Source organism: Exercitatus varius, assembly GCF_029577735.1.
Classification (GTDB): domain Bacteria; phylum Pseudomonadota; class Gammaproteobacteria; order Enterobacterales; family Pasteurellaceae; genus Exercitatus; species Exercitatus varius.
Genome location: NZ_JARQTO010000002.1, coordinates 139,518 through 157,906, shown reverse-complemented (window position 1 = coordinate 157,906; position 18,389 = coordinate 139,518). Strand labels below are relative to the sequence as shown.

Below are 18,389 nucleotides of genomic sequence, written 5' to 3'. Positions count from 1 at the left end.
AAATTTTTTCACGTTTTTTATAAACGTAAGAAATCGTTAAATAAAGCGAATACGGTCAGCATTAAAAGCAACACCGCCCCGATTCGGTAACAAAAATCCTGTATTTTTTCTGAAACGGGCTTACCTTTAATACCTTCGGCCGCCAGAAAAACCAAATGTCCGCCGTCCAGTACCGGTAACGGGAACAGATTCATAATGCCGAGATTCACACTGATTAACGCCATAAAACTCAGGAAATAGACCAAACCGATACTGGCCGACATGCCCGCTCCCTGCGCGATGGAAATCGGCCCGCTAAGATTATTCAACGATAAATCGCCGGTAAATAACTTACCGATCACTTTAATCGTTAACCAGGATAGTTGCGCGGTCTTTTCAACGCCTTTTTTAAGCGCCTCAAGAATATCATATTTTAATTCGGTACGGTACTTTTCATTAACCGGTTCAAAGGTCGGTGCGATACCGGCAAAATATTTGCCGTCTTTTTCCACTGGAGTAAAAGAAATAGTATGGCGTTCGCCCTGGCGCTCAATCAGCAAAGAGATCGGGTTTCCTTTTTGAATTTGTGCCACCAAATCAGACCAGACCACCGGCGAGCCGTCCTGTTGCAATAATACGTCACCGACTTTTAATCCGGCCCGTTCCGCCGGCGAACCGCTGACCACACTCGATAACACATTGCCGGCTTTACTCGCGACGGGTTGAATACCTAAAGCACGAAAAGCGGATTCTTTTTCAGGATTAAACGACCAATTCTGCAAATTCAGCACTTTGTCCCGAGGCTGATCTTCACCGAAAGGCGTTAAGGTTAAAATGACGGAATCATTGCCTAATTTACTTGCCAGCAGCATATTGACGGTTTCCCAATCCGGCGCGTCTTCACCGTCTACCGCAAGAATTTGGCTGTCGGGCTGCAGCTGCGCGGCGGCAGCAACGGAATTCGGTTCAACCTTGGCAATAACCGGTTTCACCGCGGGAATACCCACCGCATAAATAATCCAGTAAGCCAAAACGGCGAACAGGAAATTCGCCAGCGGACCGGCGGCAATAATAAATGCGCGCTGCAACACGGTTTTGCCATTAAAGGATTGCGGCTTCAATTCGACCGGAACCTCTTCATTACGCTCATCCAGCATTTTCACGTACCCGCCCAAAGGAATAGCGGATACGGCAAATTCCGTGCCCAATTTATCCACTCGTCGCCACAGCACTTTGCCGAAGCCGATGGAAAAACGATGAACTTTTACACCGCACTTTCGTGCCGCCCAGAAATGCCCGTACTCGTGCACAAACACGAGTACACAGACGGCGATAATAAATGAAACCAATGACCACAAAAATGACATTATATTGCCTTATAAAACAAAGAAATAAAAATAGGCAAAGAACGGCGTTGCCGCCGTCAGGCTATCGATTCGGTCCAGCACCCCGCCATGTCCCGGAATTAAATTGCCGCTGTCTTTAATGCCGCTTTCCCGTTTAAACATGCTTTCGGTTAAATCGCCCAAGACGGACACGGCAACCGTTGCCACCGAAAGTGCGGTCAAACTTGGCAACGTTCCGTGACTAAATAAACTGTCGCCGGCAAAATGAATAAATAACGCCGCCAAAATACAAGCGGTGATTAATCCGCCGATAACGCCCTGCCAGGTTTTGCCCGGCGAAACTTTCGGCGCCAGTTTATGTTTACCGAATTTCCGACCGGCGAAATAAGCGCCGCTGTCCGCCGCCCACACCAAAACAAAGACGTACAGTAATAATTGAATACCGTGAATGCTGTCGGCGGTGTATTGATCCAAACGTAATTTCAACACACCGACCAAAAACGGGACTAAAGTAAGAAAAGCGAAAAGCAGCTGCAAAATCACGGATTTTCGCCAAATTGCGGCGGATTTCGGATAACCGATCACCAAGAAAAACGCCGCAAACCACCAAATGACGGCAAACAACAAAATCGGTTGCGCATAACCGGCAAACACTTTTCCGGCGTTCAAATAGGACGCTTGGCTGTAAATCCATAAAAATAAAAAAGCCGAAGCAATCGCCGTTAAAGAAAAACGCCAAACACTGTGATTAAAACGAGGAAACTGCGTCCACTCCCACACGCCGAGGGCCACTACCGCGCCTAAGGTCAGAGCAAAATAAAAAGGGGAAAAAAGAAATAATGCAGCACAAACGATGGCAATCAACACAATCGCCGATAAAACACGTTCTTTTAGCAAAGTCTGGCTCCTTTATTCTGAACCGCCAAAACGGCGTTCACGTTGTTGAAATGCAAAAATTGCATGATTAAATTCTTTTTCGTTAAAATCCGGCCAAAGCACATCGGAAAAATAAAGTTCCGCATAAGCAATCTGCCAAAGTAAAAAGTTACTGATGCGTTGTTCGCCGCTGGTCCGAATCAGCAAATCCACCGCGGGCTGCTCTTCTGTGACCAAGTTTCGCTGGAAAAGTTCTTCCGTGATCTGGTCGACTTCCAGCGTTCCTTCCTTAACCTGCGCCGCCAATTTTTTCGTCGCCTGCACGATATCCCAGCAACCGCCGTAATTCGCCGCAATATTTACGATTAACGCCGTATTGTTTTCCGTTAATTTTTCCGCTTTCTCGATTTTTTCCTGCAGTTTCTCACTGAAGCCCGATTTATCGCCCAACACCTGCAATTTGATGTTGTTTTTATGCAACTTTTTGACTTCGCGATCCAACGCCTGCATAAACAATGCCATCAGCGCGGATACTTCGGCTTCCGGGCGGTTCCAGTTTTCACTGCTGAACGCATACAAAGTCAGCACCTGCACGCCGCTACGCAGCGCATAAGAAACGGAACGACGCACGGCTTTCACACCGTTGGAATGCCCGAAAACCCGAATTTTGCCCTGTTGCTTGGCCCAACGTCCGTTGCCGTCCATAATGATAGCCACGTGTTTTGGGATGTTATTTGAATCCAGTTCTTTCATTTTATTCAAAATTATTAAATTTATTGACAATCTCCGAACAGAGCGTTCATCGCCGGTCAAAACGATGCGAAAAAACGTTACGTTTTTTGCCCGCACTTTTCCGCTTATAAAATTGCATGAAATATAGCATAACCCCCTATTGCTGTCATTTTCTTTTGCGACCGAACGCGTATTTACTCCGATTCAATCGCGCACTATAATGCGAAATATCTTATTTTTGATTCAGGACGGAAAAATGCAATTTTCCAAAATGCACGGACTCGGCAACGACTTTGTCGTGGTGGACGCCGTAACGCAAAACGTCTTCTTTCCGGAAGAAGTGATAAAAAAACTCGCCGATCGTCATCGCGGTATCGGTTTCGACCAACTTTTACTGGTGGAACCGCCTTATGATCCGGATTTGGATTTCCATTACCGCATTTTTAATGCGGACGGCAGCGAAGTGGCGCAATGCGGCAACGGTGCCCGTTGTTTCGCCCGTTTTGTCACATTGAAAGGTCTGACCAATAAAAAAGACATTGCCGTCAGCACGGCAAAAGGCAGAATGGTGCTCACCGTTAAAGACGACGGCATGATTCGCGTCAACATGGGCGAACCGATTTGGGAACCGGCTAAAATTCCGTTTAACGCTAATAAATTCGAAAAAAACTACATTCTCCGCACAGAGATTCAAACGGTATTATGCGGTGCGGTGTCTATGGGAAACCCGCATTGTGTGGTTCAGGTGGAAGACATCGAAACGGCAAATGTCGCCCAATTAGGTCCGTTACTGGAAAACCACGAACGTTTTCCGGAACGTGTCAATGCGGGATTCATGCAAGTGATTGATCGTCATCACATTAAACTTCGCGTGTACGAGCGCGGTGCGGGCGAAACCCAAGCCTGCGGCAGCGGCGCCTGTGCGGCGGCGGCGGTCGGAATCATGCAGGGTCTGCTTGATTCGCCGGTACAAGTGGATTTGCCCGGCGGTTCACTTACGATCGAATGGGAGGGTGAAGGTCATCCGCTCTATATGACCGGCGACGCCACCCATGTCTATGACGGAGTTATCAAACTTTAAAGGAATACCGAGTGAAAACTCGGTATTTTTCTCTCAAATGAACGAAACGGAACAACAAATCGTAAAATACCTGAAAAATCACCCGCACTTTTTCGTCCGTCACCTGGAATTGCTGGATACGTTACAGATTCCTCATCGGCAAAAAGGCACGCTGTCATTGGTGGAAATGCAGCTGGAACGCCAACGGGAACGGATTAAAGAACTGGAACGGGAACTGGCGATTTTCGGACGACTTGCGCACCGCGAGCAGGATATTTTTCTGGGATTAATGCCGTTGCAACAGCAATTATCCCATACCGAACATTTCCTCGACGGCGTGCAAAAAATTAACGATTGGGCGCAACAATACGATTTACAGCAAGCCAAGATTTTACTGTTTCGGGATAGCTGGATGAAAACCGACGACGTGCCCGAACAACATTGGGTGGACAGAAAAGCCTTTGAAATCATTCGGTTGGAACGCATGGGATTGAAAAAAATTTACCTGGGCGAATTATCCGGCAAAGAAAAAAGTCTGCTGTTTCTACCGGAAGAATTGCCGGTCGGTTCTCTCGCCTGCTGCCTGCTCGGAATCAGCGGCAACCATCATCACGCCAACGCCTTGTTGTTATTTACTTCGCGCGATGCCACACAATTTTATCAGGGACAGGATACCGCTTTTTTAAAACATCTGATTGATATTGTGGAATTGCATCTGCACCGCTGGTTAATGAATACGGAAAAAGCGTAAAAATGATGCGAGACAATATAGCGTGGCGAACATTTGCCCGGTGATGTCGTTACCCCGAAAAAAACTGTGGATTTTTTGACCGCACTTTAACGGTCGGCAGAGCAAAATCTACCTCGATAGAGTGAAAAGGCATAAATGTTACAAAAAATTTTGTGATCCTCATCAAAATTTTACAAATTCAAGCTATTTTTTTAACATTTTTTCAATACAATGCCACCAGTATTTTAAAAAAAGGATCTGATCATGGCATTTGCTCTTAGTATTTTTCCCATTATTTTATTAATTTACCTGATGGTAAAACGTAACGCATTACCGTCTTATGTGGCTTTGCCCTGGATTGCGGTTGTCGTTCTGATGATTCATCTGGCCTATTTCGGCACCGACATTGCGACGATCAGCGCCAATGTCACCGCCAGTATCGTTGCCGTACAAACCCCGATTACGGTTATTTTCGGCGCAATTCTGTTTAACAAATTCTCCGAAATGTCAGGCGCCACCAATATTTTGCGTCGCTGGCTGGGCAACATCAATCCGAATCCGGTTGCGCAATTAATGATTATCGGTTGGGCTTTTGCCTTTATGATTGAAGGCGCCAGCGGCTTCGGTACGCCGGCGGCCATCGCCGCGCCTATTTTGGTCGGATTGGGCTTTAATCCGATTAAAGTGGCAATTTTAGCCTTAATTATGAACTCGGTGCCGGTATCTTTCGGCGCGGTGGGAACACCGACTTGGTTCGGTTTCGGTCCGCTGAAATTGGCCGAAGATCAAATTCTGCAAGTCGGCTCTATGACCGCATTAATCCACAGTTTTGCCGCTTTCGTCATTCCGCTGTTGGCATTACGCGTTTTAGTAAGCTGGAAAGAAATCCGCCAAAACATCGGCTTTATCTATCTTAGCGTTTTTGCTTGCGTTATTCCTTATTTCCTAATTGCTCAAATCAATTATGAATTTCCTGCTCTGGTCGGCGGCGCCATCGGTTTGTTGATTTCTGTTATTGCTGCCAATCGAGGCATCGGATTGGCAAAAGTGGAAAACACTTTGGACGGCAAAGCGGTATCCGGCAGCCAGGTGGCAAAAGCGCTGTTGCCGACCGCTATGCTTATCGCCATTTTAATTATTACTCGTATCCAGCAATTACCGTTCAAAGCCTGGATGAACGATACCACAACCTGGTTTGTTACCCGCATCGGTTCATTAGGCGATTTCGAAGTCAGCCGCGGTTTAGTCTTCTCATTAAAAAATATTTTTGATACTCCGGTCAGCGCCAGCTATAAACTGCTTTATGTTCCTGCACTGATTCCGTTTGTGATCACCGTATTAATCGCCGTTCCGCTATTTTCTATGTCATTCCGTCAAACCCGCGAAATCTTTGCCGTCAGTTTGCGTCAAAGTAAAAACCCGTTTATTGCGTTGGTCGGAGCATTAATTATGGTAAATTTAATGTTGGTCGGCGGAGACGGTTCCATGGTGAAAACCATCGGTAAAACATTTGCGGAAACCACCGGCGAACATTGGACGTTGTTTTCTTCTTACCTTGGCGCGGTCGGCGCGTTCTTCTCCGGTTCCAATACGGTTTCCAATCTGACCTTCGGTAGCGTACAACTTTCTACCGCAGAACTTACCGGATTATCCACCGCACTGATTCTTGCTTTACAATCCGTGGGCGGCGCAATGGGTAATATGGTTTGTATCAATAATATCGTAGCCGTATCTTCCGTATTGAATATTGATAATCAGGAAGGTAGCATCATCAAACACACCGTGGTTCCGATGTTTATTTACGGTGTCATTGCCGCGCTGGTCGCATTGTTTGTTATTCCGTTATTCTTTAACCTGTAACGACACATGATTTTCTCGGCACAACGTCTGTGTGCCGATTTATTTTTTGGAGTGAATATGAACGTCAATTTTTATGTCACCTGTATTGCGGATATCGTCAAAAGCGGTGTCGGTAAGCATTCGGTGCTTCTACTGGAAAAACTTGGCTGCAATGTCGTGTTTCTTGAAAAACAGGGATGTTGCGGCCAACCCGCTATCAACAGCGGTTATGCCAAACAAGCGATTCCCGGCATGAAAAATCTGGTGGAAACCTTTGAAGTGAACGACTATCCAATCGTGGCGCCGGCGGGTTCCTGCGTTTACGCCGTTAAAAATTATCCCGAATATTTTGAACGGTTCGGCGAACCGGATTGGGCGGTACGCGCACAAAAAGTGGCGGATCGTTTCTACGACATCACCGATTTCATCGTTAACGTTCTGAAAGTTGAAAATGTCGGCGCCACCTTAACCGGTAAAGCGGTTTATCATCCTTCCTGTAGTCTGACCCGTAAACTCGGCATTGTACGGGAACCGCTAACCTTGTTACAGAACGTAAAAGGTTTACAACTACTTCCGATTCACAATCAACAGACATGTTGCGGTTTCGGCGGCACTTTCTCGGTTAAAATGGCGGAAATTTCCGGCGAAATGGTGACGGAAAAAGTGATGAATATCAGCGAAGCGGAACCGGATTATTTAGTGGGCGCAGATGTCAGCTGTTTAATGAACATTGCAGGACGTTTAAGCCGTGAAGGTAAAAAAGTAAAAGTTATGCATATCGCCGAAGTATTAATGCAGAATGAAAAGGGAGAGAATTAAAATGTCATTAAAAACCAGCGAACTCCCATTCAAAGAGCGTGTTGAACGGCAGGTTCATAACGAAATTATGCGTCGGGCCGTCGTTAAGGCTCAGGAAACTATCGGCGCAAACCGTCAGAAAATGGTGGATGAACTCGGTCATTGGGAAGAATGGCGCGAGGCGGCAAAACAGATTCGTAACCACGTATTGGCAAATTTAGACGCTTATTTACACCAATTAAGCGAAAAAGTCTCGCAAAACGGCGGGCACGTTTTCTTCGCTGAAACCGCAGAAGAAGCCACGGATTATATCCGTAAAATAGCCCTCGAAAAAAATGCCAAAAAAATCGTGAAATCCAAATCCATGGTGACGGAAGAAATCGGGATGAACCACGTATTGGAAGCGGAAGGCATTAAAGTGGTGGAAACCGATTTAGGCGAATATCTACTACAAATCGCCGATGACAAACCTTCTCACATCGTGGTGCCGGCCATCCATAAAGACCGTCACCAAATCCGTAAAGATTTACAGGAAAAATTAGGCTATCAAGGCACCGAAACACCGGAAGAAATGACGGCATTCATACGTAAAGTGATTCGTCGGGATTTCCTGGAGGCGGACATCGGTATCAGCGGTTGTAACTTCGCAGTGGCGGAAACGGGTTCCCTCTGTTTAGTGACGAACGAAGGCAATTTGCGTTTAGCCACCACGGTGCCGAAAACCCATATCGCCGTGATGGGAATGGAACGAATTGCACCGACTTTCAAAGAAGTGGACGTATTGATTACCATGCTTTGCCGCAGCGCAGTCGGCGCTAAATTAACGGGCTATAATACTTGGCTGACGGGTCCGCGTCTTGAGGGCGAAACCGACGGACCGGAAGATTTCCATTTAGTCATCGTAGATAACGGTCGTTCAAAAATTCTCGAAAGCGAATTTAAAGAAGTGCTTCGCTGTATCCGTTGCGGCGCCTGTTTAAACACTTGTCCGGCATATCGTCAAATCGGCGGTCACGGTTACGGTTCCATTTATCCCGGTCCGATCGGTGCGGTTATTTCCCCGTTATTGGGCGGTTACCAGGACTTTAAAGAATTGCCGTACGCCTGCTCGCTTTGTTCCGGCTGCAACAGCGTTTGCCCGGTCAAAATTCCGCTGGCGCAATTAATTCTACACCATCGCGAGAACATTGCCCAAAGCGGCATGACACCGCTGACGGAACGCCTTTCCATCAAAGGCTTCAATTTTGCCAACGCACATCCCGCCATTTGGGGCAGCAGCGTAAAAATCGGCGCAAAACTCGCCGGCAGGTTTATTAAAAACGGCAAAGCGCCGATTCGGGCGGGCGCGCTGGCCGAATGGACAAAAGCGCGGGATTTACCGCAACCTGAAGGCGAAAGTTTCCGTTCATGGTTTGCAAATCGGGAGAAAAATTAATGACTATTCAAAATCGTGACACGTTTCTGGACAAACTGGCGCAACGCATGGGGCGTCCGCGCCAAACCGAGGCCGAACCGATGCCGTCGCCGGTAAATAATTACGCCGCAACCCGACTGACCGAATTAACTCAGGCCGAACGCTGTCAGGCGTTTATGGATTTCGCCAAAGTTATGATGGTGGATGTGGCGGAAGCAACGGAAGCCGATGCCGCGGAAAAAATTCTTGAACTATGTGAAAAATACGGCGGCGGCGAACTGGTGATCAACAATGACGAAAGATTAACCGCGCTAGGAATCACGCAAGCGGTACAAAACCGCTATTCCACTCATATTTGGACGCCGGAAGCGGCAGGCGACAATCTGACGCAAGCGGAAAAAGCCAATATCGGTATCGTTTACGCCGAATACGGCTTAACCGAAACCGGCGGCATTGTGCTGTTTTCGGAAAAAGACCGCGGCCGCGCCGTCAGTCTGTTGCCGGAAAAATCCATTGTGGTCGTACGCAAAAGCACCGTTTTGCCGCGCGTGGCGCAACTCGCCCAAGTGCTGCATGAAAAAGCGCAAAACGGCGAACGCATGCCGTCCTGCATCAATATTATTGCCGGTCCGAGCTCCACCGCGGATATCGAACTGATCAAAGTCGTCGGCGTACATGGCCCGGTGGCGAAAATTTATTTGGTCATCGACGATTTGTAAAAACCGCCAAAAAAACTGTCTAAAATTCGACCGCACTTTTATTTTCAAACCTAAAAGTGAGCTACACCCCAAAAGTTGGACAGGCTATTTAACTAAGTACTGAGCTCTGTATTGTGCAGGGCTCAGGCCTTAAATCCGTTTTTGATTGAGTTCCGTCGCGCTGAAATCACGATTCAGTAAATCGACGCAATATACGACGCCCGCGTTTTCCGTATCTTTTCTGGCGCACGATGAAATGAACGTTCAGCGCATTCATCCGCTTCAGCACAGTCTTATGGTTTAAGCTAATTGAACGCTTGTGGGAACAAGTCCGTCGGTTCCGGTAGGTCAATTTCCATCTTTAGACACAGTAGATAAAAAAACGGACAACGCTTCGGTGCAACCGCGAGTCGTCCGTTTTGTTCTTGGTCATCCGTTATTTGCCGATACAGAACGAACTGAAAATATTGCTCAGCAAGTCGTCGGAAGTAAATTGTCCGGTAATTTCACTGAGATGGGATTGCACCATGCGCAGCTCTTCCGCCAACAGCTCGCCGGAGTGAAATTCCGTCAGTTGAACATGCCCTTGCTGCAAATGGTACGCGGCTTTTTCTAAGGCCTCCAGATGCCGCCGCCGCGCCAGAAAACCGCCTTCGTTGCCGGTTTGGTAGCCCATAGATTGCTTTAAATGCTCGCGCAATAAATCCATGCCTTGTCGGGTTTGAGCAGACAAACGAATTACCGTAAAACCGTTTTCCTGCGAAATACCTTCGCCTTCACCGGTTAAATCCGTTTTGTTGCGAATAATCGTAACCGGGATATGCGGCGGCAATTTTGCTAAAAATTCCGACCGCACTTTAGCCGGCTGTTGGCTGTCCGGATCCGAGCCGTCCAGCATTAGCAACACGCGATCCGCTTGTTCGATTTCATTCCACGCCCGCGTAATGCCGATGCGCTCCACTTCATCCGTGGCATCGCGCAAACCGGCCGTATCAATAATATGCAAAGGCATGCCGTCGATATGAATATGTTCGCGCAACACGTCGCGCGTTGTACCGGCGATATCCGTAACGATCGCCGCTTCACGTCCCGCCAGCGCATTTAATAAACTGGATTTGCCGGCATTCGGCCGCCCCGCAATCACCACTTTCATCCCTTCGCGTAAAATGGAACCTTGTTTGGCCTCGGCTCGTACGCGTTCCAACTGCGCGATAATCTCGTTCAAATGCCCTTCGATTTTGCCGTCCGCCAGAAAATCAATTTCTTCATCGGGAAAATCAATGGCCGCTTCCACATAAGTGCGCAAATAAATAACGCCATCGGTTAACTGATTGACTTTATTAGAAAATTCCCCTTGCAGCGATTTCAATGCCGAACGCGCCGCCTGTTCGGAACTGGCGTCAATTAAATCCGCAATGGCTTCCGCCTGCGCTAAATCCAGCTTATCGTTTAAAAACGCCTGTTCGGAAAATTCGCCCGGACGCGCTAAACGCACACCGTTTACCTGCAAAATACGCTTAAGCAGCAAATCCAGCACCACTTGCCCGCCGTGCCCCTGCAGTTCCAACACGTCCTCACCGGTGAAGGAATTCGGCGATTGGAAAAACAGCGCGATGCCCTGATCAAGCGTGGTGCCGTCTGTATCTTGAAACGGCAGATAATTGGCCAGCCGCGGTTTCAATTCTTTACCCACAACGGCTTTCGCCACCTTGTTCGCCAACGGGCCGGAAACCCGCAGAATGCCGACACCGCCGCGTCCGATAGGTGTGGCCTGCGCTACAATCGTTTCTTTCATCAATACCTTCTTAAAAAATAGTTCCCGCCGATTTATCCGCCCGCAAACAACGGAAACGCAATAAAAGTGCGGTCAAAAAATACTTTAGTATTTTGAACGTTGGCTCTACCAACGGCTCCGAAGGAGCAAGCAATCGCCTACAGGCGATTGAGAGTAAAAATTCGTTCGAATTATAACAAAAAAGCATCGTCATGATGCTTTTTCAGAGATTTTCCAGTAACTGCCGCACCACTTCGGGAATCGCTTTAGGCGCGGGAATAAACACTTGTTTGTGGCGGTTAAGCTCGCCTTTTTCCAGTTGAATGGCGCTTTTCGGCACCTTAAAGGCTTTGCCGAGATATTTCATCAAATACGCATTCGCCGCACCGTCAACGGGAGGCGCCGTAATAGCAATTTTCAGCTCCTCGTCGTGCAAACCGATAATCGCGTCTTTGCTGGCTTTCGGCTGCAACAGAATGCGTAAACGAATGCCTTGTTCGGTTTGTTCTACTGCGTTCATGAACTCAAAAAACCTTTCATTTTTTGACCGCACTTTATGCCCGTTTTACGCCCATTGCCAGATGGTCGGCGCAAGATCCCACAGCACGCGGTTCAGCCAGAATAGAATAAACGCCAGCACCATCGGCGAAAAGTCGATCATGCCGGTTTTCGGCAACAGGCGGCGAATCGGCGACAACACGGGCTCGCCCAGCTGATACAGCAGATAGCTGAGCGGATCATTGCCGCGACGGAACCAACTGAGAATCGCGCCGATAAAAATGACGTATAAAATCATTTCGCCGAATGCGCGGACAATACTCAGCACGCCGAGCAGCAACAAGGCGAGCAGATTATTGGTGATGAAATCCATCGTCCAATCGCCGCCCAGAATCAGCAACAACGGCAATTTCACCATACCCAACACAAAAACGAATACCAACGCGGCAATATCAATGCCTTTGCGCGCTTTAAACGTTTTGCGCAGCGGGTTCAGCGCCGGATCCGTCCATTTCACCACGGCTTGCGAAATAGGATGATAAAAATCCGCCCGGCTGTATTGCATCCACATGCGCAACATCACGATCAGACTGTAAATACCGATGGCGGTATTCAATAAATATTGAAGGGAATTCAATTGCATAACGTTCCTTTTTCTAAACTTTAATGCGGTAAATGGAGGCGAAATCCGCAAAATTCAAGCAAAGTGCGGGCAAAAATCATGAAGTTTTTATTCGCAATCCTTAAAAAGATTGCTCCCCAAGGGACCGTCGGCAAAGCCAACGTTCATTTTGTGACCGCACGTCGAATTACAGCCAGCCTTTACGTTTGAAATAAAGATACGGCGCCAGCGCGGCGGCAATCATTAACCCGATCGCCATCGGATAGCCATATTTAAAATGCAATTCCGGCATAAAATCAAAGTTCATGCCGTAAGTGGACGCCACCAGCGTCGCCGGCAGAAACATCACGGACACCACCGAGAAAAATTTCATGATTTTGTTCTGCTCAATGTTGATGTAACCCATTGCCGCCTGCATCAGGAAATTCACTTTCTGGAACAGAGATTCGTTATGCGGTTGCAGGGATTCGATGTCGCGCAAAATTTCGCGCGCCTGCTCTAACTGATTCGCCGGCAGACGGGTTTTACGCACCAGGAAACTCAACGCGCGTTGCGTATCCATCAGACACAAACGCACTTTGGAACTGGTATCTTCCTGCTCCGTCAAAGTGGTTAACGCTTCATCAAAGGCTTCGCCCTGTTTACCGTCTAAAATCACGCGGCTTAATTTTTCCAAATCCGCATAACCGGTTTCAATCACATCCGCCAGCTGCTCGATTTTGGTTTCGAACAAATCCAGCAGCACTTCATAGGCATTACATTCGTCCAAACGCTGATAGCGCGAACGCATGCGATATAAGCGGAAAGCCGGCAATTCGCGATCACGCAGGGTGAATAAACGTCCGTCGCGAATAGTAAACGCCACGGAAGCCAAATCCGCGTAATCATCTTCGTCTTCGCAATAAAAAAACGAGTGCAGGTGCAAACCGTCTTCGTCCTCAAAAAAACGGGCTGACGCCTCAATGTCTTCCAATTCCAAAAACGAAGCCAGGCTTTGTCCCAGACCTTCCTGCAATTCTTCACGCTCTTCCGGCGTCGGTTCGACCAAATCCAGCCAAATTGCCGTATCAAGGGCAATATTCTCTTCATCCAAACGGGTAAGGCGTGCATTTTCAAGTGCAAATGCGTTAATCATTTTGTCATACTCCTTTCAGGAACGGTATGAACAAACAAAGTGAACAAAAATCATTTTTCCGGCGGCATATCGGCGGCAAAACGAATAAAAGGATACCAATTAAGGCGGAAAGGCTTATCCGCGAACTTGTCGCCGATAAGTCAAAAGACGGGCGACAGTTTATATAAAAAATTTAAGTCGGTATCGACTGTGACTGTCCAAAGTGTGTGTCCTCTAGTAGAAAAATCGAGCGCATAATACGCCCGAAAGCCTTATTCGTCAAGAAATTAGCAAAAATTTGACCGCACTTTTTACATTTTAAATTTAAAAGTGCGGTCGGTTTTCGCGACGGATTAATACAGCTTCAACGACGGTCGGATGAAACGATTCAAACGTCCGATAAGAATGATTAATCCGGTTTTAAAGCAACCGTGTAATTTTTGCTGATGCAGACGATACAGAGAAATATAGGCTAAACGCGCCAAACGGCCTTCGATGGTCATGGAGGTTTTCTTGCCCGTAGTAATATTGCCCAACGCGGTAAATTTGGATAACGACACCAGCGAACCTTTATCGAAATAACTGAAATCCTTCAAAGGTTTATTATCAAACAGCGCCACAATATTCTGCCCGCATACCGTCGCCATCTGGTTCGCCGCCTGACCGCGCGGCGGCACCGGCGTACCGTCTTTTTGCAATAAATACGCACAATCGCCGATGGCGAAAATGCTGTCGTCCACCGTGGTCTGCAAGCTGTTTTTGATGCAGATTTGGTTAATGCGGTTCAATTCCAAACCGTCAAATCGCTGAGTAACGGTGGAAACGCGCACACCCGCCGCCCATACCATTAAATCGGCTTTGATTTCTTCGCCGTCTTTGGTCAGCAAACCGTTTTTAGTGGCTTCCGTGATCATGGTGCCGGTTTTCACCGTAACGCCCAGCTCTTCCAGCTCCTTGCGCACCGAATCCGAAATTCGCTGCGGCAAAGCGGGTAATAAACGATCGCCCGCTTCAATCAGGGTTACGCGCAAATGTCCGGCGTCGATTTTGCCGTAACCGTAAGAAGACAAATGCTGAGTGGCGTTGAATAATTCGGCGGACAATTCCACGCCGGTCGCGCCGCCGCCTACGATAGCGATATTGACTTTATCTTCCTGCACTAAAGACTGCTTGCTGTCGTCTTCGCCGATTTCCGCCAGGGCGTTGTTTTCGGAAAACTTCAGAAACAGTTCCAGCATTTTATGCTGAAAACGCAATGCCTGATCCGGAGAGTCCAGGAAAATACAGTTCTCCGCTACGCCTTTGGTTTTGAAATCGTTGGATTTACTGCCGATTGCCAACACCAAATAATCGTAAGGAATACGGCGCGCCACCACGATCATATCGCCGTCCTGTCCGTACACGGGTTCCAGTTCTACATATTTATTGGTGCGATCGATTCGATTAATCGAACCCTGTTCAAAATGAAAGCCGTGATTATAAGCGTGCGCACGATAGCTCACCGCATCGGTTTCCGCATCCAGCACGCCGGTGGCCACTTCGTGCAATAACGGCTTCCACAGGTGAGTTTGGTTGCGATCCACTAAGGTGACGTTGGCGCGGGATTTACGCCCCAGTTTATGTCCTAAAAAAGTCGCCAGCTCTAACCCGCCGGCGCCGCCTCCGACAATGACAATGTTTTTCATAAAGTTTCCTATCAAGACAAATTAAACAAAATTTTAACAATTATAATATTTATTTAAAAATTAAGCACCAATAAATTTGAAAGGATTCAGTCGGAATAAAAATAAGACTATAATAAACGAACTTGTTTATTTTCCGTAAAATCTCCGTGAACCTTGACAAAATTGAACGTTCGTCACAACATTTTACGAAAAATAAACGCCCGTTTACCCACACTCACTTCAAAAGTGCGGGCAGTTTTATGAGGATTTTATGAACGCAATTCAAACCCGGGACTGCGGATTCTGGTTGATTCACGTAGATCAGGATATTTATTTTCCCGACAACAATCTGCCTTTCGGCACCGCAGAATCGTTAAATTTAACTCACCGTCACGCCGCCCGAATCGGCGAATGGGACGGCCATCCCTTATTTGTGGTGGAAGAAGATCCCGCCGAACAACGGGAATGGACGGCTTTGCGCGCGCTGTTGCGCCTTTCCGAAGAAAAATTCTACCTGCTTAACCGCGGCGTGGAACTGAATTATTTTCTGAAAACCCATCGACGCTGCGGCAAATGCGGACACAAAACCGAAATGGCGAGCGACGAATGGGCGGTGCAATGTCAGGCTTGCGGTTATCGTAGTTATCCCGTGATTTGCCCGTCCATTATCGTAGCGGTGCGCAAAGGCAAAGAAATTCTGCTGGCAAACCATATCCGCCACATGCCGAAAAACGGCGGCACCGGCATGTACACCACGTTGGCGGGTTTTGTCGAAATCGGCGAAAGTTTCGAACAAACGGTGGAACGGGAAGTGTTTGAGGAAACCGGCCTGAAAGTGAAAAACATTCGTTATTTCGGCAGCCAGCCCTGGGCGTTCCCGAATTCGCAAATGGTGGGATTTCTGGCGGATTACGACAGCGGAGAAATCCGTTTGCAGAAAGAAGAACTGCATGACGCCCGCTGGTTCCATTGCGATCAACCCTTGCCCGAATTGCCGCCGGAAGGCACGATCGCGTTAAAATTAATCAACGCGACCTTAAACATCTGTCGTCGGGCGGAAATAAAAGAATAAGATCGCAAACCCTCGAAATTCCCTTTATAATGACCGCGCTTTACCGCAAAGTGCGGTCAGTTTTTTGAAGATTTTTTAAGGAAACAGCATGAGCCGATTAAAAAACGATCGTTACCTCCGCGCCCTATTGCGCGAACCGGTAGATTGCACGCCGGTATGGATGATGCGCCAGGCGGGACGTTATCTGCCGGAATATAAAGCCACCCGCGCACAGGCGGGCGATTTTATGTCTTTATGCCGCAATGCGGAGTTAGCCTGTGAAGTCACGCTGCAACCGCTGCGCCGTTACGATCTGGACGCCGCTATTTTGTTTTCCGATATTTTAACCGTGCCGGACGCCATGGGACTCGGTTTAAGCTTCGGTGCAGGCGAAGGGCCGAAATTCGCCCGTCCCGTCGAAAATGCGGCAATGGTGAAAAACCTGCCGATTCCGGATCCCGAAACGGAGTTACAATACGTGATTAACGCGGTGCGCACCATTCGTCGCGAACTGCACGGCGAGGTGCCGTTAATCGGCTTTTCCGGCAGCCCATGGACATTAGCCACTTACATGGTAGAAGGCGGCTCCAGCAAAACCTTCACCAAAATCAAAAAAATGATGTACAGCGATCCGCAAACCTTGCATAAATTACTGGAGAAAGTCAGCGAAGCGGTAATTTTATATCTGAACGCCCAAATTAAGGCCGGCGCGCAAGCGGTGATGGTGTTCGACACCTGGGGTGGCGTGTTGGCGCATCGCGATTATCTTGATTTTTCCCTGCAATATATGCAGAAAATCGTCGCCGGTTTAATCCGCGAAAACGAAGGGCGCAAAGTGCCGGTTACCCTTTTCACCAAAGGCGGCGGTTTGTGGTTGGAACAAATCGCAAACAGCGGTTGTGACGCCGTCGGTGTGGATTGGACGGTCAACTTAGCGGAAGCAAAAGCCAGAATCGGCCACAAAGTGGCGCTGCAGGGCAATATGGATCCTTCGGTTTTATATGCGCAGCCGAAACGTATCCAACAGGAAGTGCGGTCTATTTTAGCGGATTTCGGCAACGGCAGCGGACATGTGTTCAATCTGGGACACGGCATTCATCAGGATGTACCGGTGGAAAACCCGAAAATTTTCGTGGATGCCGTTCATGCATATTCCAAAGCCTATCATAAATAAGGACGCGCTATGAGAAATCCGATTCACAAACGGCTGGAACATTTTGAAACCTGGCAGCATCTCACGTTCATGGCGTGCCTGTGCGAACGGATGTATCCGAATTATCAGCTGTTCTGCCAGGTTACCGAACAAGCGGAAAATGCCAAGATTTATCAAAATATTTTGAATCTGGTGTGGGAATCTCTCACCGTGAAAGGCGCCAAAATTAATTTCGAAAACCAACTGGAAAAGCTGGAAAATATTATTCCCGATGTCAACGATTATGAATTCTTCGGCGTAGTGCCCGCGTTAGATGCCTGCGAAGCCTTATCCGAACTGCTGCACGGCCTGATTGCGGGTTTCTGTCTGGAACATGCGGTTCGCGTCAGTCAGCTTTCCATTCAAACCGTCATTACAGTGTTGGAAACGCAAGAAAATCGAAATTTTAATGAACAAGATTTAAAAAATGCGGTCGAAATTACAGACGAGTTGGATGTGCAATGGCAAATCTATCGGACTTTAAACGAATGCGAAGAACGCAATATTAGCGTAATTTTAGACCTGAAAAATGAAATCCGGACGACCGGAGTTTCAAATATTGGGATTGAAATCTAAAAATTTACAAAAAATTGCATAATTACGCTTTGCTTTCTGGAAAAGTTAGATTAAGCTATGCATGCTGTTCAACAGTTATAACTTAATGTTAAGACTTTACCCCACCAGGTAAAGAACTAAGTTCAAATACAATAAAGAAGGTACTCATTTATGAACAAAACGGATTTAATTGATGCTATTGCAAGTGCGGCAAGCTTAACGAAAAAAGATGCAAAAGCAGCATTAGAAGCAACTTTAAACGCAATCACTGCAAGCTTGAAAAAAGGCGAAGCAGTACAATTAATCGGCTTTGGTACATTCAAAGTGAACGCACGTAAAGCGCGTGTCGGTCGTAACCCGCAAACCGGTGCCGAAATCAAAATCGCCGCATCAAAAGCGCCTGCATTCGTAGCAGGTAAAGCATTAAAAGACGAAGTTAACGGCTAA

Annotated in this window: 19 protein-coding genes; 11 read left to right on the top strand and 8 right to left on the bottom strand. The window is 47.6% G+C overall.

Annotated features, from left to right (window positions below; all coding sequences use genetic code 11):
- Positions 1 to 17 precede the first annotated feature (17 nt).
- The 3 genes from rseP to uppS are packed head-to-tail and all read right to left on the bottom strand — an operon-like array spanning position 18 to position 2,954.
- A complete protein-coding gene (gene rseP / locus P7M01_RS03365; protein ID WP_317482993.1) occupies positions 18 to 1,346 on the bottom strand; it encodes a sigma E protease regulator RseP in 1,329 nt (442 codons plus the stop codon).
- A 9-nt stretch (positions 1,347 to 1,355) separates the two neighbouring features.
- The gene (locus P7M01_RS03360) at positions 1,356 to 2,222 is read right to left on the bottom strand and encodes a phosphatidate cytidylyltransferase (protein WP_202936900.1); all 867 of its coding nucleotides are present in this window, start codon (positions 2,220 to 2,222) and stop codon (positions 1,356 to 1,358) included.
- A gap of 12 nt (positions 2,223 to 2,234) precedes the next feature.
- The gene (uppS, locus tag P7M01_RS03355; RefSeq protein WP_317476378.1) at positions 2,235 to 2,954 is read right to left on the bottom strand and encodes a polyprenyl diphosphate synthase; all 720 of its coding nucleotides are present in this window, start codon (positions 2,952 to 2,954) and stop codon (positions 2,235 to 2,237) included.
- 235 nt (positions 2,955 to 3,189) lie between these two features.
- Between uppS and dapF the strand changes: the two genes are divergently transcribed.
- The 6 genes from dapF (at position 3,190) to P7M01_RS03325 (ending at position 9,493) form a co-directional block, all read left to right on the top strand.
- The gene (gene dapF / locus P7M01_RS03350) at positions 3,190 to 4,014 is read left to right on the top strand and encodes a diaminopimelate epimerase (protein WP_317476377.1); all 825 of its coding nucleotides are present in this window, start codon (positions 3,190 to 3,192) and stop codon (positions 4,012 to 4,014) included.
- A 37-nt stretch (positions 4,015 to 4,051) separates the two neighbouring features.
- On the top strand, positions 4,052 to 4,744 hold the full coding sequence (locus P7M01_RS03345) for a DUF484 family protein (RefSeq protein ID WP_202936897.1): 693 nt from the start codon (positions 4,052 to 4,054) through the stop codon (positions 4,742 to 4,744).
- A gap of 243 nt (positions 4,745 to 4,987) precedes the next feature.
- Positions 4,988 to 6,583: a lactate permease LctP family transporter gene (locus P7M01_RS03340; protein WP_202936896.1), complete on the top strand. Its 1,596-nt coding sequence runs from the start codon at positions 4,988 to 4,990 to the stop codon at positions 6,581 to 6,583.
- A gap of 57 nt (positions 6,584 to 6,640) precedes the next feature.
- A complete protein-coding gene (locus P7M01_RS03335) occupies positions 6,641 to 7,381 on the top strand; it encodes a (Fe-S)-binding protein (protein ID WP_202936895.1) in 741 nt (246 codons plus the stop codon).
- Position 7,382: 1 nt separating this feature from the next.
- A complete protein-coding gene (locus tag P7M01_RS03330) occupies positions 7,383 to 8,795 on the top strand; it encodes a LutB/LldF family L-lactate oxidation iron-sulfur protein (RefSeq protein ID WP_317486323.1) in 1,413 nt (470 codons plus the stop codon).
- Positions 8,795 to 9,493, top strand: a complete 699-nt coding sequence (locus P7M01_RS03325) for a LutC/YkgG family protein (RefSeq protein ID WP_317482991.1) — start codon at positions 8,795 to 8,797, stop codon at positions 9,491 to 9,493. The genes P7M01_RS03330 and P7M01_RS03325 overlap by 1 nt, the downstream gene beginning before the upstream one ends.
- 415 nt (positions 9,494 to 9,908) lie before the next feature.
- Here the strand turns inward: P7M01_RS03325 and mnmE are convergent, their stop codons facing one another.
- From mnmE to corA, 4 genes are all read right to left on the bottom strand, one after another.
- Positions 9,909 to 11,267, bottom strand: a complete 1,359-nt coding sequence (gene mnmE, locus P7M01_RS03320) for a tRNA uridine-5-carboxymethylaminomethyl(34) synthesis GTPase MnmE (RefSeq protein ID WP_317482990.1) — start codon at positions 11,265 to 11,267, stop codon at positions 9,909 to 9,911.
- A 202-nt stretch (positions 11,268 to 11,469) separates the two neighbouring features.
- Positions 11,470 to 11,766, bottom strand: coding sequence for a DUF167 family protein YggU (yggU, locus tag P7M01_RS03315; protein WP_202936891.1), 297 nt, complete (start codon positions 11,764 to 11,766; stop codon positions 11,470 to 11,472).
- A gap of 45 nt (positions 11,767 to 11,811) precedes the next feature.
- Complete coding sequence (locus P7M01_RS03310; RefSeq protein WP_317483043.1) at positions 11,812 to 12,381, bottom strand: YggT family protein; 570 nt, start codon at positions 12,379 to 12,381, stop codon at positions 11,812 to 11,814.
- A gap of 172 nt (positions 12,382 to 12,553) precedes the next feature.
- Positions 12,554 to 13,501: a magnesium/cobalt transporter CorA gene (gene corA, locus P7M01_RS03305; RefSeq protein WP_202936890.1), complete on the bottom strand. Its 948-nt coding sequence runs from the start codon at positions 13,499 to 13,501 to the stop codon at positions 12,554 to 12,556.
- 26 nt (positions 13,502 to 13,527) lie between these two features.
- Between corA and P7M01_RS03300 the strand changes: the two genes are divergently transcribed.
- Positions 13,528 to 13,668 carry a hypothetical protein gene (locus P7M01_RS03300; protein WP_317480604.1) on the top strand — a complete coding sequence of 47 codons (141 nt, stop codon included), beginning with the start codon at positions 13,528 to 13,530 and terminating at the stop codon, positions 13,666 to 13,668.
- A gap of 165 nt (positions 13,669 to 13,833) precedes the next feature.
- Here P7M01_RS03300 and P7M01_RS03295 read toward each other — a convergent pair whose 3' ends face one another.
- Complete coding sequence (locus tag P7M01_RS03295; protein ID WP_317476366.1) at positions 13,834 to 15,165, bottom strand: NAD(P)/FAD-dependent oxidoreductase; 1,332 nt, start codon at positions 15,163 to 15,165, stop codon at positions 13,834 to 13,836.
- A 250-nt stretch (positions 15,166 to 15,415) separates the two neighbouring features.
- On the opposite strand from P7M01_RS03295, the gene nudC reads away from it, so the two are divergent.
- The 4 genes from nudC (at position 15,416) to P7M01_RS03275 (ending at position 18,389) form a co-directional block, all read left to right on the top strand.
- The gene (nudC, locus tag P7M01_RS03290; RefSeq protein ID WP_317482989.1) at positions 15,416 to 16,216 is read left to right on the top strand and encodes an NAD(+) diphosphatase; all 801 of its coding nucleotides are present in this window, start codon (positions 15,416 to 15,418) and stop codon (positions 16,214 to 16,216) included.
- A gap of 88 nt (positions 16,217 to 16,304) precedes the next feature.
- The gene (gene hemE / locus P7M01_RS03285) at positions 16,305 to 17,369 is read left to right on the top strand and encodes a uroporphyrinogen decarboxylase (RefSeq protein ID WP_317482988.1); all 1,065 of its coding nucleotides are present in this window, start codon (positions 16,305 to 16,307) and stop codon (positions 17,367 to 17,369) included.
- Positions 17,370 to 17,378: 9 nt separating this feature from the next.
- Complete coding sequence (locus P7M01_RS03280; RefSeq protein ID WP_202936885.1) at positions 17,379 to 17,963, top strand: YjaG family protein; 585 nt, start codon at positions 17,379 to 17,381, stop codon at positions 17,961 to 17,963.
- A 150-nt stretch (positions 17,964 to 18,113) separates the two neighbouring features.
- Positions 18,114 to 18,389 (top strand): HU family DNA-binding protein, encoded by a 276-nt coding sequence (locus P7M01_RS03275; protein ID WP_202936884.1) that lies wholly within the window; start codon positions 18,114 to 18,116, stop codon positions 18,387 to 18,389.

Excerpts from the sequence above, each read along its gene's own strand:
- rseP (WP_317482993.1), bottom strand. The coding sequence starts at position 1,346 with ATGTCATTTTTGTGGTCATTGGTTTCATTTATTATCGCCGTCTGTGTA.
- uppS (WP_317476378.1), bottom strand. The coding sequence starts at position 2,954 with ATGAAAGAACTGGATTCAAATAACATCCCAAAACACGTGGCTATCATT.
- dapF (WP_317476377.1), top strand. The coding sequence starts at position 3,190 with ATGCAATTTTCCAAAATGCACGGACTCGGCAACGACTTTGTCGTGGTG.
- P7M01_RS03345 (WP_202936897.1), top strand. The coding sequence starts at position 4,052 with ATGAACGAAACGGAACAACAAATCGTAAAATACCTGAAAAATCACCCG.
- P7M01_RS03340 (WP_202936896.1), top strand. The coding sequence starts at position 4,988 with ATGGCATTTGCTCTTAGTATTTTTCCCATTATTTTATTAATTTACCTG.
- P7M01_RS03335 (WP_202936895.1), top strand. The coding sequence starts at position 6,641 with ATGAACGTCAATTTTTATGTCACCTGTATTGCGGATATCGTCAAAAGC.
- P7M01_RS03330 (WP_317486323.1), top strand. The coding sequence starts at position 7,383 with ATGTCATTAAAAACCAGCGAACTCCCATTCAAAGAGCGTGTTGAACGG.
- P7M01_RS03325 (WP_317482991.1), top strand. The coding sequence starts at position 8,795 with ATGACTATTCAAAATCGTGACACGTTTCTGGACAAACTGGCGCAACGC.
- mnmE (WP_317482990.1), bottom strand. The coding sequence starts at position 11,267 with ATGAAAGAAACGATTGTAGCGCAGGCCACACCTATCGGACGCGGCGGT.
- yggU (WP_202936891.1), bottom strand. The coding sequence starts at position 11,766 with ATGAACGCAGTAGAACAAACCGAACAAGGCATTCGTTTACGCATTCTG.
- corA (WP_202936890.1), bottom strand. The coding sequence starts at position 13,501 with ATGATTAACGCATTTGCACTTGAAAATGCACGCCTTACCCGTTTGGAT.
- P7M01_RS03300 (WP_317480604.1), top strand. The coding sequence starts at position 13,528 with ATGAACAAACAAAGTGAACAAAAATCATTTTTCCGGCGGCATATCGGC.
- P7M01_RS03295 (WP_317476366.1), bottom strand. The coding sequence starts at position 15,165 with ATGAAAAACATTGTCATTGTCGGAGGCGGCGCCGGCGGGTTAGAGCTG.
- nudC (WP_317482989.1), top strand. The coding sequence starts at position 15,416 with ATGAACGCAATTCAAACCCGGGACTGCGGATTCTGGTTGATTCACGTA.
- hemE (WP_317482988.1), top strand. The coding sequence starts at position 16,305 with ATGAGCCGATTAAAAAACGATCGTTACCTCCGCGCCCTATTGCGCGAA.
- P7M01_RS03280 (WP_202936885.1), top strand. The coding sequence starts at position 17,379 with ATGAGAAATCCGATTCACAAACGGCTGGAACATTTTGAAACCTGGCAG.
- P7M01_RS03275 (WP_202936884.1), top strand. The coding sequence starts at position 18,114 with ATGAACAAAACGGATTTAATTGATGCTATTGCAAGTGCGGCAAGCTTA.